A 15,704-nucleotide genomic window follows, 5' to 3' on the forward strand; every position below is an offset into this window, starting at 1 on the left:
CATGCAAAAAATTACGCGAATCTACGTTGGAAACTATGGAGTGAACGCGGCTTGGTATGACGGGCTGATTTTCGACTTGACAGATGCTATGACCAAGGAAGCTACGGACGCGTTAATCAATCTTGAAAACGGCGGCGGGAAGACAACGTTTTTGAGCTTTGTATTTTCGTGCTTCGAGACGCCACAGGACAAGTTCCTGAAGCATCTCCAAAATGCTAATCACCGGTTTGGGCAATACTTTTCGAGTGACGGCCGGCCAGGATTCATCCTTATCGAGTGGGAGATGCCTCCGAAGGTCGTTGGCGGTAGTCCCTATCGTTTGGTGGTCGGCCAGGTGGTATCGGTCAAGTCGCGCTCCGACAAGACTGACATCGACCGCGTTTTCTTCAGCTTTGAGGTGACCGAACAATTGCGCCTCGAAAGCGTTCCAGCCCCAAAACTGGACCATGCGCCGGCCGAAACCCTTACTCACGTGTCCAAATGGTTCCACGACACTCAGCGATTCAACAATGATTTTTTCTATACACGCGGGCAGTCGGACTGGCAGAAGCATCTGCGCGACGAACGGTTGATTGATGTCGAGATGCTTCAGTTGCAAGTTTTCTTCTCAGCTCAGGAAGGCGGCATCGACACCAGCTTCCTCACCTTCAAGTCGGAGCCTGAGTTCATTCATAAGTTTTTCGACTTAACTGTCGACGCTACCCGGGCGAGCGCGGTTCGCGAGACGGTCGTGAATACGTGCGATAAGCTCTCAAAAAAGCCGGATACCCAGTTGCGACTTAACGAGCTGACGAAACTAGAAAGCTCGTTGGGCCGCTTTCAGGAGGGTGCCAATCAATACTCAGCTGCGATGGCAACTCGAGATGCTGCGCACAATGGCGGTGAAGGACTGGTGGTTAGTTTAGAACACCGTGTTCAAACGCTTCGCCAGCGCGTAGACGACGAGATTCGTCAAGCCGGCGTACATCGTCAAACGTTAGCGCTCAAGGCAGCGACAAAGAAAACGCTGACCGAGAAAGTTGACGCGATTTCGCACGTGCAACACCATCGCGCGCTCGAGCGCGCTGCAGTTCAGAGAGCAGAAACAGAGGCGGCGCACGCTGGGTCGAAGAAGAAGCTCGTCCACCTGGAGGCTGCGCGAGCAAAAACTGAAGCCAGCCAGGCGCTGTCCGTTCGTAAGGAACTGGAAGCGCGCGCAGCTCTGGCGGAAGCATCGCTGCAGCCCTGGCGCGACTCGGTCGAAAAACAAGGCGCCTTGCTACGTCACGCCTTGCAGGCCAGCATGGCAAAAGCAAAATTGCAGCAGCAGTCGGCAGAAAGTTTGGTAGCAGAGGCAAAAAAAGAGGACGCGCGACTGAATCAGGAGCGCGCGAGAAATGCCGAAAACGATTCAAACCTGCGAAGCGAAGCCACGAAGCTCGAGACGCTGGAGGCAGCGTGCACTTCGGCTCGAATATCGCTGGAAGCAGACGGGACAATGCAAAGCGCTGAGATTCCTGGAAAGGCAATTAAGCGATGGGTGAGCGAAGCCGCCCAGCATACCGAATCTGCAAAACAGTCTAGGGCTCGAATTGAGGAACATGTTCGCACCAGCGAAGGGTATCGAACCGATGCCGGCAGGTTGCGCACTGATGCCGCGAAGCTTTCCGCAATAAGCGCAGATGCACAAAGGTTCGTCGCCGAGGGCGAAATCGAACGGGAGCGCCTATCCCAATTGCCCATAGCACGTTTGGCGGCCGATGCCGATATGGCGGACCCTGAGTCTCCAGCGCTACTGACGGCATTACTTCGACTCGCCCAGGGAAGCGCAAACGAGGTCGCGCTGTCGAGCGTGCGTCTTTCTCAGCTCAACGCGAGTAGCTCTTCCATTCTGGAGACGGGCGTTACTGGTCAGTCATCTGACGTAAATGCAGTCGTTGCGCGGCTTAAGGAAATCGGCGTAAAGTCTGCGACTGCGTTTAACACCTACATCGCGAAGGCCGTTAGTGATTCTGATGCCGCGCGAGCGCTGATACGCAGTAACCCCGCGAGGTTTTTAGGAGTATGTATCGCTTCGAGTGAAATGAAAAAGGCCAGGACCCTTGCAGTCGAAGGGCTCGCTCTAGTCGCTCCTGTAATGATTTCTGCCGCCACGCTCGAACCGGAGGTGACTGCAGCCGACAACATCGTTATACCCGCGGCCGACGATGCCGCATTTAATTTCGCTGCCGCTCAAGTACTTCTTGAATCGTTACATGCACGAGTGGCGGCAGAGGCGTCGAGCCGCGATTTCTATGCCACTCAGCAAAGTGACGCAATGCTGGCCAAGGAACGTTTTGAGCGATTCGTCAAACGATTCGGTGAGGGAAAGCTGCAGCGACGGATTGAAGAGATTCAACGGCTGGATTTTGAAGCAGAGACGCTCACTCAACGAGCGGACATGCTCGACGGCCAAGCAGTCGAGGCATTGGGCATGGCTGACAGTTGCCGGGCAAAGGCAGCTCAGGCAGACGTAGCTGCTGCGCTCTGTCAGCGTCACCTCCGCGATATCGAAAAGTTTGTCGAGACTCACGAATCCGGGCGGCGGACTCGCCTCACTCGACTGGACGAAATTGTCAAATTGCGTTCTGGTCTTCATAGCCGCGCAAATGAAATTGCATGTCGGCTGGAAGAGCTTGCGAATGTAAGAGAAACGCAGCTTGAGGAAGTTCAACTGTATAAGACTCAGCATCTGAAGCGTTCGGAGGAATTTTCCGCGGTGAAGTACTACGGCGAAGTTGTCGTAGACGGAGACGACGGCGATGGCCCGTCCAGCATTGACTCGCTGGCAAATCTGTATGCCAGCGCCGCGATTCAATATGAGTCCGAAGAGCATGAGCGCATTGGTATTGTAAAGATTCACCTGGACATAGCGCGAGAGGAACACCTGCAAAAAGAGAAAATGTACTCGAGCCGGTTTGGGGACGTGTCGGAGGACGCAATGGCCCCCTTTCTGACCAAGCCGTACGAAGACTGGCTACCTGTGATTTCGCGAGAAATCGAGGTGCACGAGTCAGCTAAGATTGCGGCTGGACAGACACATGCTGTTGCCGTCGCTGCGATGAATCGACTAAAGCACCCCAACGAACTTAGCGTCGTCGCCGTTGAAGCCGCAGGCAGAGCCTCGGACGACGAGCTTGCGGCCGAAAGTGAGCAGGCGGCTGATGAAATCGAGAAGACGGACGCGGCGGTTGAGCAGATGGTCGAGTTTTTGCAACTGCTGCAGAAGTCTATCGAGGCTTCACAATCTCAAGAGCATCGAGCAAAAGTTGCGGCGCAGACGCTCCGCACTTCACTCTCTATGCCCGAGATTCTAGGCGCTGAGCCCTCTACCATCGAAGATGATTTTGAGTCGCAGGTGTCCGGTATCATCCAGCAGTTTCGCGAGCGCGAGCGGACGGTAAATCATGCCCGGACGCAGGCGATGAAGTTGTTCGATGATGTCAAATCGCTCGCACGTAGCGAGGCGCTTTCGAGAGTTGAGCCCGATATTTCTGCGCAACTTCAACGAAATGATTTCGATGCCGCCTGTTCGGATGGCGAGCGAATCTTGGCCGGCATCGCGGACCGCATTGGCACGACGAATTCCATGTTGGAGGGCATGCAGGCCGACTTCAATGCATGTGTAGGGGAATTATCCAATCTGGCGAACACGGCGATTTCGCTGCTGGTGTCGGCGACGAATAAAAGGGTTCCAGCTAACGCACCTTGGGTCGGCGGGATGCCTATGTTTAAAATGCAGGCCAAGTTCAACGAGGTGCAGCAGGAAGCGCGCAAGCTCGCTCTTAGGAACTATCTGGATTCCCTTATCGACACCAAGGTCGTGCCGGCTAAAGGAGCGGCTATGGTCGCTGAGGCGGTTTCGCGCATCTACGGTCGCAGCCTGGGCGTCAAACTGCTGAAAATGAGTCCCGATGTCGACTTGCAATACGTTGCGGTCGACAAAATCCAAAACTCGGGAGGCGAAGCCGTTGTGATGGCAATGTTCCTATATTTGCTCATTAACCAAATTCGCTCGGAAACTCAGGCCAAAGTACGGCGCAACGGTGGTGGACCGCTTATTTTGGACAATCCCTTCGCTAAGGCAACCAATCCGGCAATGTGGAAAGCGCAGCGCCTGTTGGCTGCCGCGATGGACGTGCAGTTGATTTTTGCTACAGCGCTTCCCGACTACAACGCCGTGGCGGATTTTCCACGCTTCATTCACCTGCGGAAAGCAGGAAAGAATACGAAATCGAATCGGTGGCATCTCGAGATTGTTGACTTCACCCTGCGTGACAATGAAACGGAGACAGCGTGACGGTTGACCTACTATCCCTCTTGCGAACTGGACGACGTAAGCGAAAGACCTTGGACGAAGTTCGTGCTGCGTTTTTCTCGCTACGGCCTGAGCAGGCAGCTAATCCGGAGCGAAATACTTGCCTACTTGCGGAACTGGACGAAATGGCTGCTGCGAACAGAATTCTCATGCCTGCCAGGGCCGGAGAGAACTGGGAAGTGCGCGGCTCGCCGCGGCTTCCATTATGGATACAAGTTGTCGACGAAGCTGCCGCGCCTGGTCACGAGAACTATTCTGAAGTCGCATGGGTACCCGAGCTTGGATGTTGGCCTGAACTCAAGCCCACGTCTCTACCAGCGGCAAAGGCAATCAATGACTTTCTACTGAAGCGCAGGGGTTCGCTTACATTAGTCCCGGTGAAGGAACGTTCGCTTGAAATCTTCGGTGACGAAAAGCGGCTCGACGTACTTCGAATCGGCAACTACCTTTTTGGGGGACGATTAGACTTGGCCACGATTGGTGCGTTTGCCGTGCCATTCCCTCTCGCATATCGAAGTCCTAAAGTTGCGGGCCTACCCATTTTGGTCGTTGAAAATCACAATACCTATTGGAGTTTTGGGGAGTGGAACGAGACGATGAAACGATATTCGGCTGTCGTTTACGGTGTCGGGGAAGCGTTCCGGAATACGGAGGATGCGCTGCTCCAAGTGCTGCGCGACGTTGGAGGCGTCGGGGTGGAATATTTCGGCGACCTGGACCCAACAGGTGTCGAAATACCTTTGCTGTTTAATCGTTCCGTTCGCGACCGAACTGCAACGGTAGCTCCCGCAATGAACCTTTACCGATGGATGCTGAAGTTCGGGTGCCGGCGCCCACTCGACGGCGACGCGCCCCAAACTTCTCGCGAATCGAAGAGCTGGTTTGGCGCCGAGGTTGGCGCACAGGTGGAAACGCTTTGGTCCGAAGGTTCATGGATGCCCCAGGAGGCCTTAGGAATCGAAAAGCTCCGAAGCCCTATGTTCACACGTGTTGTTTCAGGCGCGCTTGATGACGAAACGGTCGACGACGATTACTGGGCCATAGGCCATTTGGACAAGGATTGAATCATCTTCGAAAAATCGCGCAAGTCAGCAACTAGAAATTAGAACGGCGGTCTGGACGAAACAGACGCGTTGTTCCTATACATGCTAGGTCCACAACAGGAAACCAGCATGAAATTTATAGGGTTTAAACAAGAGAACATACGTAACGCCGTCGTCACCGCTCAGGACGACGATGTGTGGCAGCAAACCGTTCAGTTATGCACGTGCCGCATGTAGTTGGAGGGATGACCGACTACGGGCCCGAGGACGTCAAGGCTGCTATTCATGCAATTCTGGCGGAAGCGGAAGAGGACGCCGAAATATACCTCTTAGCCGCGACGTATGCTGAGCTGGAAAAGTACCAAGGCATACGTGATAAGCGACTGATGTGCACTACGTACCACCAGAGCAAAGGGCTCGAAGCTGACTACGTAATTTTGGTTGGCTCGCCCCGTTACTTCGGAGCGAACGACTTGAAGAATACTCTTCACCGTCTCGCCGGGTTTCCGCAGACATTCGATGCTGCTCAAAAGGACGAAGCATTTCGAGTCGCGTATGTGGCTGTGACCGGGGCGAAGAAGTTTTGCATCTGGTCTGCGGAATCGGCCCAAGGCAATGTCATCGAGGCGGTCCCCGCCGATGGGGTACATAGGTTAGAGTTGGAGAAGGGACTCGGTGCCGACTACGCTAGGCGGTGTGTGGGGTGTAATTTTAGAACGCCGTGAATGCGTTACAACTTGGGAGCAGTATATGGCCTTGATATCAAAGACAAGAGCGGAACTAGCGAAGGTTTCAGTGGGAGTCGAATTAGGCGAACAGCTAGGAGTCGGTGGAAACGGGGTGGTATACGCCGGCGTACATCCCACCCTTGGCGAGGTCGCCGTCAAATTTCTGCTTAACGATAACAAGAAGCGGTATGGACGATTTTGCGACGAAGTCAAGGTGGTAACGGAACGGTTGAAAAATTCTCCTCGCGTCTTGCCAATTTTAGAGTTCGTTTTAACTAATCCTTCGTTTGAAGTGCCGTATTACGTGATGCCAACCGCTCGACCGGTGTCAAAGGTTCTTGCGGGGGCATCGCTCGACGCTAAGCTGCTAGCATTTGCCGAGCTCGCCGAGGCTCTCACCGAGATACACAGGCAGGAAGTTGCGCATCGGGATATCAAACCTGAGAACTTATTTTTCTTCGAGGGCACGTATAGATTTGGCGATTTTGGAATTGCATCGTTTCCGGAAAAACTAGCCTTGACGGAAAAAAATGAGCCCATGGGACCTTGGGCTTTCATGGCGAATGAAATGCTGACCTCGCCGAAAACGGCGGACCCGTTCAAGGCCGACGTCTATAGTTTGGCCAAAACCGTGTGGTCGCTCATTACAGAGGAAAAGATTCCGTTTTCTGGACAATACAGTGCGGTCGGGCGCGAGGGACTAACCTCCGTCGGAAGCGTGCAAGGTGCTGTTGTTGAGCCGCTTGAAAGCCTGCTTAGCGACTGCACGAATTCGAAACCATCCCTTAGACCAACGGCCGCGGAGTTTTCGGCGCGAATCCGTGATGTGATTAAGCTCCAGTCTGATTTTCGCAGTGGGAATACCGCTCAGTGGGCAGCTGCTGAACTGGATGCCGTATCCGGTCCAGGGCTCGTGCGTGCAACTTGGGAGACAGTTGAACATATCGCTAGCGCCTTGGGGGTACTCTCGCGCCGGGACGGCTTAAATCACTTCTTTTTTCCGGAGGGCGGGGGGCAACAAATATCTGGCGTCAACGTCTGCGAGAACGGTTCTATGCTTGCTCTCACAATACCCTACAGTGGCAAGCTCATCTTGAAGCCGAAAAGACTAACATTGGAACGATTTATCGGAAAGCCCGAACTCGGCTACGCTGTCTTAGAAACGGAAGAGATTGCACCTCTCGGCGCCTCAAAGAAATATGCAACGAAGACGTCGGAGGAGCTACGGCAAATTGGAGACTGCGACTATTTGACGGACGACCGAGAAGATGATGAACCGGTCAATGGTTCCTTCGGAATAGGATGTGAAAGACGCTTTGCCAAAGGTGTTTTCGTTTTCGCTCCAACCGGTGGTGTCTACAACACGATAGACGACTATCAAGGAAATATGCAGGCGCTCGGCCTGGAAGGTTTGCGACGCCTATTTCAAGGCTACTTCGAAGAGTTGACCGCAGAAGATGCGGTGACCTCGATGCAATTGATACCTATAGTCCGCCTGCTCAATGACTCAACTTTCGCTCGCGCGGAACTCGTACTTGAATATTTGGACATCGCGACACTTCAGCAGCTCATAGAGCTGGATGATGAGATTGCGGCTGAACATAAGAACGCGAACGTGAACGGCCGTGAAAATATTCTTGATTTGATACTCGAGGGGGCGACCGTCGCTGAACGTAAAGGGCAGCAGTTGCTCGCTTCTTTGACAATAGAGCGGGTCGCCGAATGCCTGTCACTGGTGAACATCGGACGAAAGGTGCGTTCGCCCGCAGATATGGCGGAGAGCACAGCGGAAAACATCAAGGCAAAGCACAGCGTAGATTACGTTTTGGAAAAGTTCGGCTACTCTTTCTTGCGAAAAGCAATTGCTCGATTTGGGCTCTCGGTTGTGATGCCGACGCCGACGAGCACAAACGAGCTGGAGACAAGGAAGTGACGAAGACGAGTTGGGAGGCTCTAAATGAGACGCTCGAAGCTCGGAATCGAATCCTACGGACGGCATACGGATTATCGTTGAGCGAGTTTTCGCGGGTGATACTGCCTGCTTTACTCAAGTTTCCATTTGTTCCTAAGCGAGAAATGCAAACCTCAGATGTAGTCCAACGTTTTTGGCTCGCATCCATTCCAATTGCAAGCACAACTGATTGGCAAGTTCGCCAGGCTTCTATTGATGCCCAGGACGCCTTGTGTGGACATTTTCACCCATCGGTTTTAGGGACATGCCGCTCACTCCGGCGTAATTTCGAGTACCTGCAGCAAGCAAAGGCAGCCGGGTATCTTGACGTAAAATTGGTAACCAGACCGCAGTGCAGCTGTTTTTCTCGGCACCAGGATAGCTCCTTCAGTGTTGATGAGGCTTTGCTAGCCTTCGAAGAGACCGAAGGGAGTTGGGTTGCCCTATTCTCGCAGTGCGGATGTGCTCAAAGTGAAGACCCTCGATTGTGCGAAGTTTCAATGCTCGTCATTGAACCGACCCCGCCCGGTGATTGCCCTGACTTCACCCCATGGCTTAACGAAGCGCTCAAGGTTCAAAAATCCTAGATATGCGCGTCTGTACTGAGGCGCATTATCGTCAAGAAGGTTAAAGGCAGGATGCGCGCGGCTGACTTTCCAAAGTCGCGAAGTCGACGGTAGTCCTGCGGTCGTTCTGATAGCCACTATGCTTGAATGCTTTTATCGAATGTGCGGGTTGAAATGACCGGAACAGAAATTCTTTACGGTTTGAGAGATTCTCAACTCGTGCACATTGACGATGTAGCCAGTGGGCTAGCATGTTCTTGCTATTGTGCGGAGTGTAAAAGGCCGTTGATAGCAAAAAAGGGCTCCGTTCTTCGGCATCATTTCGCTCACGGCACCGACGACCCCAATTGTAATCCGGCACCTGAGTCCCTCATTCACCGTTACGCTAAACAGCAATTATCGACATTGGCCACCCTTGTACTGCCTGGCTTCACAGTGAACGCCAAGCATGAGTCTAACGATGGCCAGGTACATCAGCTGTCACGCCGCCATCACCCGTCTTTTCGGTTGGAGGTGGTCAGCGCGCAGGTTGAAGCTGAAGTCGCTGGATACGACGAAACCAAGGTTGTGCCCGATGTTCTTCTTGAGACCAATGTGGGGCGCGTCGCGCTTGAGGTCTTCTTCAGGCACCAGGTACCAGCTGAGAAGATATGGAAGTACGCTAAAAAGCTGCATATGTCTGCTGTTGAGATATGCCTCACTGATGTCGCGGTCGATGCCTCCAGCGCTGCTATTGAAATGGCCATGGCAGATTTAAGTCGATGGCGTTGGCTACACAATCAACATTCGAGGGGCCTCGAAGTGCAGATGGTCCGTCTACTTTCGATGTCGACCCGAATTTTTGTCCCACAGCCGGCCATCGCAACCCCGAAGCTCCGGATGAGCACGGTGCCCTCGACAAAGCTCAAGCAGGCGGCGAACTTGCGGGGCAAGCTACAAGCGCTGATTGTCAGGATGGCGGCGGTGACCCCAGCGAAAAAGATTGAACTCGTTCGCGGCCTTGATACAACCATGCGTATCGCACTTCATTGTCATTATCTTGGCGTGAGCCCGTTACAGCTCCCTCTTAATTTGATGCAGAGTGTCGAAAAGGGAGGCGCCTTGGGCTCCCATCCAGTAATTTGGCAGACAGGAATATTTGCGAAGTTTTGCATGAGCGGCGGCGAGTTCGCCGCACAAGACGTTGAGGTGTGGGTTCGTAATTGTATTGACGACAAGGCCTTATTGACCCCGGAAAGTGTCACCCAATCCACGAACGGATTTAGCCCTGTTGCCGAAGGTGCGTATCATTTTCTGAGGAACCTGGCAGCGCAAGGTCTGCTGCGAGGGATTCGTGGTCTACACCCGTGGAGTTCGCGTTTCGCGCCTGTTGCGCCCACCAAAGAACAGGTGCGCCTGTTGCTAAAGGCACAGCCTCCTGCAGTAAATCGGCTGCTTATTTGACCTCCGGTGTTGCGGTATTCGGCGAAGGCCATTTCAACACCTTTGCGGCCTCGCGAATCACCCACTCGGCTTCGTCGTCGCTGACCCATCTGGCCTCGATTAGGCGCACGAGATACTGGTCGAGAATGCCGGCCTCCGGCATGTCCCTGCGCTTTCCAGCTTTAGTTTGAATGCAGGCGGTCGCGAATTGGTCGACCAGTCCCACGCAATACCTCCATCGTTCATAAAGTTCAGGAGGCGTGCAGCCTGGTTGGTAGTAGCGGCCATCAAATTCGACCGCCAGGTATTTCTTCTGAGCGCCTGGAACAGCACCCAGATACTTTGGCCGCGGAAAATTGTCGGGAATTTCCAAGTTGTCCATTTTCCGCTCTCAGCATCGGATGGTCAGTTAATTCGATAGGGTGAACTTGAATTTGAATTGTCAGCGCGATGCATTTCGTCTGGAAGAGCCTTCTTCCGATTTGACAGTTGCTTGTTCAGTTAGTTCAAAGTCCGGAAGTCAACACGCGACGCCTCTAGGGAGCTCGAATGCTCGCGGTAGGCGAAACCCAGAAACAGGAAGAGCCGGTTTTTAAAGCCGGCACTGTTAATAGGAAACACTTATTCGTCGGTCGCAGTTACCAGTAATTTCCATGTGTGCGGCTTCTTGTCGCAATTGGAGCAGGGTGGGAGGTGACCGCATTCTCTGTTGATTACGTCTTCGTAGCCGCACGATTGGCATTTGTAAATCCCGGGACTTGACGGCTTCTCCCCGGGCTTTCGGGCTAAGCGGTATTTCTCATTCGTTTTCGACTCTCTAACTTTTTCTGCGTCATTGTAAAAGGCCATTTTTGCTTTCTATGCAACAAAAGTTGATGCTAGGAACGATTTCCTGGCGGACTCTACATTGGGACAGATATCAAAATTTCAAGTGATGGAGGGCAATCGTTGGACGTGCACCTGAGGTCCTGCGACGCGAACATTTCCTGGTTTGTGAGTGTGGCGGGCCGTGAAGACCACTCACCAAGTTTTCATAGGAATGCTGTTATCCTGATAATTTTGTACGAATTCTCTCGCGCGCGAGTGATTTGTGAGCTGTACAAAAACCCAGCTTATTTTGGCGGCCGGGTGGTATTCGTTTAAAACCGGAGTATGATACTGATGAGTTAGCACTCTGCAGTTGAGAGTGCCAATTTATTGTAAAAATGCAACCTTGCGCCAGGCTGTGCAACATCGCAGCGGCGAGTTTCGGCTCTTAATTAAGGATTTTCAAATGCCCGCGGTCCAAAAACACTTCGACGATTTTCATTCCAAAATCAAACTCGACGACGATGACGAAAAAGCAAAATTGCGCGACAAGCGTGATACTATTTTGAGAGCTCTCGACGCGAATTTGCCCGAAGACGTTCCGAAGTACGATAACTTCCATCAAGGCAGCTATTCCATGCACACCGGCGTGGTCCCCTTGGATGGGAACTACGATATTGACGTTGGTCTCATCTTTGATTGCAAAAAAGACAAATATCCTGACCCCGTCGCTCTCAAAAAAATAATTCGCGATGCCCTGGATACTCATGGCCGTAATGTAAACATCCGCCGTCCATGTGTGACGGTGAACTACATGCGGGGCGACGTGATTTCGTATCACGTTGACCTGGCGGTCTATACGAAGCGTGACGACGAGTTTCTCGACCTTGCCAAAGGCAAAGAAAATTCAGAGACAAACAAGCGTGTCTGGGAAACGTCAGACCCCAAGCAACTCACGAAGATAATCTGCACCGCATTTTCGGAAACTAACGAACTCGCCCAATACCGTCGCTGCATCCGGTACCTCAAGCGGTGGCGTCAAGTGCAGTTTGCGTCTGGCGCTCCGCTGAGCATTGCGCTCACCGTTGCAGCGCAAAAGTGGTTCAAACCCCACTTTGAGACGTCAGGGAAGGCTGGCGACCTTCAAGCGATGCTCAACTGGGTGAATGCAATTCTTGCCCAGTTTCAGTGGACTAGCACCGACGGCAGTTTTTATCAGCGGCTTGCAGTCACGCTCCCGGTCACCCCTTACTGTGACTTGATGGAATGGATGACTGAGGGGCAGATGAGTACGGTTAAATCCAAGTTCGAGGTACTTCGCGACGCTCTCAAGGATGCCTACGACGAGGAATTGCCAGAGGACGCATGTAAAGTGCTGAAGAAGCAGTTTGGGGACGACTTCGTTGTCCCAGAAAAGGCGGCCACTGCCCGCAAGGTAGGGGCGCCGGTCATTGGCACGGGTAACTCCGCCTGATGAGCGCTGGTAACGCCAGCGAGGATGTGGTGAATGCCTGCCTCGAGGCGGTCCGTCAGGCCGGTGTCGACCGTGGCCTCCAGCTTGAAGTCCTGGAGACCACGGCGGAACATCGCATTAACGTAGTCGTTCAGGGCGCGTCCCAGCGCTGGAACCTAGTAATCGAATGCCTTAGCGCTTCGCTTACGCGACTGCCTTATGTGAGATTGAAGCCCACCGGTCGGCTCCACCCGCACGTGGGCTACTACGGAAGTGTCTGCGTTAGCGACCACCAGGGCCTGTCCCTCGACCCGGACCGCAACGTGGAAATCGTCGCTTATACATTTCTTGCCGCCTTCGACTTGCTCGAAAAGTGGGATGCAGACAAGGCAGAGGGCGCAGCGGAGTTCTTCAATGAAGTGGAGGGCTACTGGAATGCTATGCCAGGTTCGATTCGCGCATCGAGCGCCTTCGATGCAGATGGACGTGACCGCCTTGTCACGACGTATCTTAAATTCAAGGACAAGGCGCCCCAGCGGTTTTTCACCGAGCGCGATGTCCCGCCACATAAAACGTTCGATGTAAAGGGGGCGGCTTCCCAGAACGCGCTGTACATCCATTTGGATACGTTGCCTGCGCCTCCGGTGTTTCCCGAAACGCTTACCGCTGACTACGTAGCGTCAATTCGCGACAGTATGTCGGAAAGCCAGCTTGTGCTCTGGGGGCGGTTGGTTCGACCATCCTTGAACAAGAATCATCCGAAGCAAGCGGTGCTTCTCGTGTCCATTCCGCGCCAGGCCGGCGGTGTATCTGTGGTCGGCTTCGAATTTCGGACACGAAACGGCGACATCGACCTCAAGGAGCCCGTGACGCCACTAACGACGCGACGCCTTACCCCAGCGTATATGCGGGAACGGGGCGGCGCATCCGCGGCTATGTACTCAAAACATGTTGTCGTCATCGGGTGCGGCGCCATTGGCGCGGTGGTCGCTGACGCACTCGCAGCGACCGGGGTGGGTCGGCTCACACTTGTCGATAGCGATGATTTCTCTGAGGACAACGTGTTTCGCTACATCCTGGACCCGTTTTGGATTGATTCGTCGAAGGTCTTCGGCCTGAAGTATCAGCTCGAGACACATTACCCTGGAATCAAAGTCATTGCGCGAGCCACCAGCGGACAGGAGTGGCTTCGTAGGGCAAATCTGGATGAAGTTGATGCAGTCGTTTTTGCGCTCGGGTTGCCGACGCTTGAGCAGAGCTTTGCACGCGCACTGCGTATGTCAAAAAGGCAGTTACCGATGCTCTTTACGTGGTTGGAACCCCTTGACCTCGGCGGGCACTCTGTGCTGACCTGGACGCAAGGTGAAGGCTGCCTCGACTGCCTCTATCGAGACGACGAAGGTGAATCGAGCCTGCAGTCCCGCATCGCATTTCTCGCCCCCAATCAGTCGGTGTCGAAGACGATTACGGGGTGCGGAGGCAACTTCGTACCGTACGGCGCACTGCAGTCCCGGCGTACGGCGCTGATGGCCGCAGAACATATCCTGTCGGCGCTGTCGGGAAAAACCGGGCCGTCGTACCACTACTGGGCTGGCGAAGGAAACGCGGCAGCCGAACACAATTTAAAAACGACACCGTGGTGGAATGAGGCGCGGTCGAAGATGCCGAGCGAAGAACAATCGAAGCGTGCATTCGGTCGCCCCTGTAAGAAGTGCAAGACGGACAAATGAAATTGGTCTACCGTGTTTCGAGCAATCGGCGCCTTATCATCGTGGAAGCAGCCGTCCAGCAGATGCTGGCGTTTCGCCAGCGCTCTTGGTGGCAGACAGAGGCCGGCGGCGTCCTTCTTGGACGGCACCTGCTCGATACTGACGATGTGGTCGTTGATGAAGTCACGACGCCGCAGAACGCGGATAGGCGCGGCCGGTTTAGCTTTTTTCGCTCGAAGAAGCACAGCGCAATCGCCCAGAGTCGCTGGTCCGAAGAAGAAAGCACGCTCGCTTATCTGGGCCTCTGGCACACCCATCCAGAGGCAGTCCCAAATCCGAGTGGGGTTGACCGCCAAGACTGGAAGAAGGCTTTGTCGTCGGACACCTTCCACGGTGACCAACTGTTTTTCCCTATAGTTGGCATTGAACGAATCCGCGTTTGGTCGATGACCTGTGACGGGGCATTTTACGAATTGACCGAGGAGAAAAAGAATGACTAGGACCCAAGCACGGGCTACTATCCCAACAGAAACCAAGAACACGTTGTGGATTGCCGCAGCGGGGCGCTGCCAATTCCGCGGCTGTAATAAGCCAGTCTCGCGGGATTTCCTTACCAAAAAAAGACTAAAAGTGGGCGAGAATGCACACATCATTGCCGACAGCCCCGATGGCGCTCGTGGCCTTTCAGGTCTTTCGGAAAAGCTGGCTGCCGACGGCAGTAATTTGATGCTTGCGTGTTTTGACTGCCATGCCCGTATCGACGAGCATGGCAAGAGCAGTGAGTACACGGCGGAACAGCTATACGCAATGAAGCGTGAGCATGAAGAGCGCATCGAGCGAATCTATAGCGCGACCGGAATGATGGAGAGTTTGCCTATTTTGATGGCGTTCCCCATTGGTTCTCACGTGCCCATTGTGGACATCGCTCAAATCAATTATGCGATGCTGGAAAACAGTCGTTACACGCGCTCGCCAAAGGCACCGCACATTCACATCGACAAAGCCGATTTTGACGTGTTAGACAACGTCGAGGATTTTTGGCAGCGTGCGGAAGCCGCGCTGCAAAACATTTACGAACAACGTATCCGCCCACAACTAGTTGATAGAAATGGGCCCACACACCTGACGCTTGCGGGATTTGCGCCGATACCGATGCTCATGAAGTTGGGCGCTCTTTTGGGCGACAAGACCGAGGCATCGGTCCTCGATTTGCCTAGTGAGCGATGGCTCTGGGATGTTAGGCCGGAGTGCGCGGCCCCGAAATATAAGTTCGATGTTCCCAACCAGCTACCGCGAGAGGTTGCGGTCGTGGTCAATATTTCTGGCCTCGCGTCGACGCCTAACCAGCAGATGCCGGTCGTCGAATTTCGTGCCGAGGAACCCAATCGCGGCATCATTCGAACCGAAGCGCACGTGCTTGAGTTCCGCCGGCAGTTCAACGCGTTTTTAAATGCTCTCAACGCCGCTGGGGTGCGAGTGCTGCACATCTTCCCGGCCACTCCGTTGAGCGCCAGTGTCGAGATTGGACGCATGCTGCTACCAAAGATTTTTGAGGAGGTGCATGCGTGGGAGTGGCAGGCGCCAAATTGGAAGAAAGCGTTGCGATTGAAGTAAGTGCAGAAGTAAATTTTTTGGTCAGAAACTTCACGGTACTTCATTCAAGGCACTCATTCGAGCGATTAGATTCCT

The 15,704-nt window shown here is 53.8% G+C and carries 10 protein-coding genes; 9 read left to right on the forward strand and 1 reads right to left on the reverse strand.

Translation table 11 applies throughout. The features are described 5' to 3' along the window. Position 1 precedes the first annotated feature (1 nt). From NHH73_02850 to NHH73_02870, 5 genes are all read left to right on the forward strand, one after another. Positions 2–4,318 (forward strand): hypothetical protein, encoded by a 4,317-nt coding sequence (locus NHH73_02850; GenBank protein ID USX27257.1) that lies wholly within the window; start codon positions 2–4, stop codon positions 4,316–4,318. 50 nt (positions 4,319–4,368) lie between these two features. After that, positions 4,369–5,400, forward strand: a complete 1,032-nt coding sequence (locus NHH73_02855) for a DUF2220 family protein (protein USX27258.1) — start codon at positions 4,369–4,371, stop codon at positions 5,398–5,400. Positions 5,401–5,576: 176 nt separating this feature from the next. Beyond that, positions 5,577–6,104, forward strand: coding sequence for a hypothetical protein (locus NHH73_02860; protein ID USX27259.1), 528 nt, complete (start codon positions 5,577–5,579; stop codon positions 6,102–6,104). A 25-nt stretch (positions 6,105–6,129) separates the two neighbouring features. Further along, a complete protein-coding gene (locus NHH73_02865) occupies positions 6,130–8,040 on the forward strand; it encodes a protein kinase (GenBank protein ID USX27260.1) in 1,911 nt (636 codons plus the stop codon). Between the two features lie 1,019 nt (positions 8,041–9,059). Continuing rightward, positions 9,060–10,067 (forward strand): hypothetical protein, encoded by a 1,008-nt coding sequence (locus tag NHH73_02870; GenBank protein USX27261.1) that lies wholly within the window; start codon positions 9,060–9,062, stop codon positions 10,065–10,067. Here the strand turns inward: NHH73_02870 and NHH73_02875 are convergent. Continuing rightward, complete coding sequence (locus tag NHH73_02875) at positions 10,060–10,428, reverse strand: hypothetical protein (protein ID USX27262.1); 369 nt, start codon at positions 10,426–10,428, stop codon at positions 10,060–10,062. The genes NHH73_02870 and NHH73_02875 overlap by 8 nt on opposite strands. Before the next feature lie 891 nt (positions 10,429–11,319). Here NHH73_02875 and NHH73_02880 point away from each other — a divergent pair. Genes NHH73_02880 through NHH73_02895 form a run of 4 tightly spaced genes read left to right on the forward strand, consistent with a single transcriptional unit; the run spans position 11,320 to position 15,629 of the window. Beyond that, entirely contained in the window at positions 11,320–12,327 is a 1,008-nt protein-coding gene (locus NHH73_02880) for a nucleotidyltransferase (GenBank protein ID USX27263.1), read from the forward strand. Next, positions 12,327–14,036: a ThiF family adenylyltransferase gene (locus NHH73_02885; GenBank protein USX27264.1), complete on the forward strand. Its 1,710-nt coding sequence runs from the start codon at positions 12,327–12,329 to the stop codon at positions 14,034–14,036. The genes NHH73_02880 and NHH73_02885 overlap by 1 nt, the downstream gene beginning before the upstream one ends. Next, complete coding sequence (locus tag NHH73_02890; GenBank protein USX27265.1) at positions 14,033–14,515, forward strand: Mov34/MPN/PAD-1 family protein; 483 nt, start codon at positions 14,033–14,035, stop codon at positions 14,513–14,515. Before NHH73_02885 ends, NHH73_02890 begins: the two co-directional genes overlap by 4 nt. Further along, positions 14,508–15,629: an SAVED domain-containing protein gene (locus tag NHH73_02895; protein USX27266.1), complete on the forward strand. Its 1,122-nt coding sequence runs from the start codon at positions 14,508–14,510 to the stop codon at positions 15,627–15,629. Before NHH73_02890 ends, NHH73_02895 begins: the two co-directional genes overlap by 8 nt. Positions 15,630–15,704: the final 75 nt, after the last annotated feature.

The organism is Oxalobacteraceae bacterium OTU3CINTB1 (assembly GCA_024123955.1).
Taxonomy (GTDB): Bacteria; Pseudomonadota; Gammaproteobacteria; order Burkholderiales; family Burkholderiaceae_D; genus Rugamonas.

Bases quoted from the DNA above. Each gene is read 5' to 3' on its own strand.
- NHH73_02850 (USX27257.1), top strand. From the start codon at position 2: ATGCAAAAAATTACGCGAATCTACGTTGGAAACTATGGAGTGAACGCG.
- NHH73_02865 (USX27260.1), top strand. From the start codon at position 6,130: ATGGCCTTGATATCAAAGACAAGAGCGGAACTAGCGAAGGTTTCAGTG.
- NHH73_02875 (USX27262.1), bottom strand. From the start codon at position 10,428: ATGGACAACTTGGAAATTCCCGACAATTTTCCGCGGCCAAAGTATCTG.
- NHH73_02880 (USX27263.1), top strand. From the start codon at position 11,320: ATGCCCGCGGTCCAAAAACACTTCGACGATTTTCATTCCAAAATCAAA.
- NHH73_02885 (USX27264.1), top strand. From the start codon at position 12,327: ATGAGCGCTGGTAACGCCAGCGAGGATGTGGTGAATGCCTGCCTCGAG.
- NHH73_02890 (USX27265.1), top strand. From the start codon at position 14,033: ATGAAATTGGTCTACCGTGTTTCGAGCAATCGGCGCCTTATCATCGTG.
- NHH73_02895 (USX27266.1), top strand. From the start codon at position 14,508: ATGACTAGGACCCAAGCACGGGCTACTATCCCAACAGAAACCAAGAAC.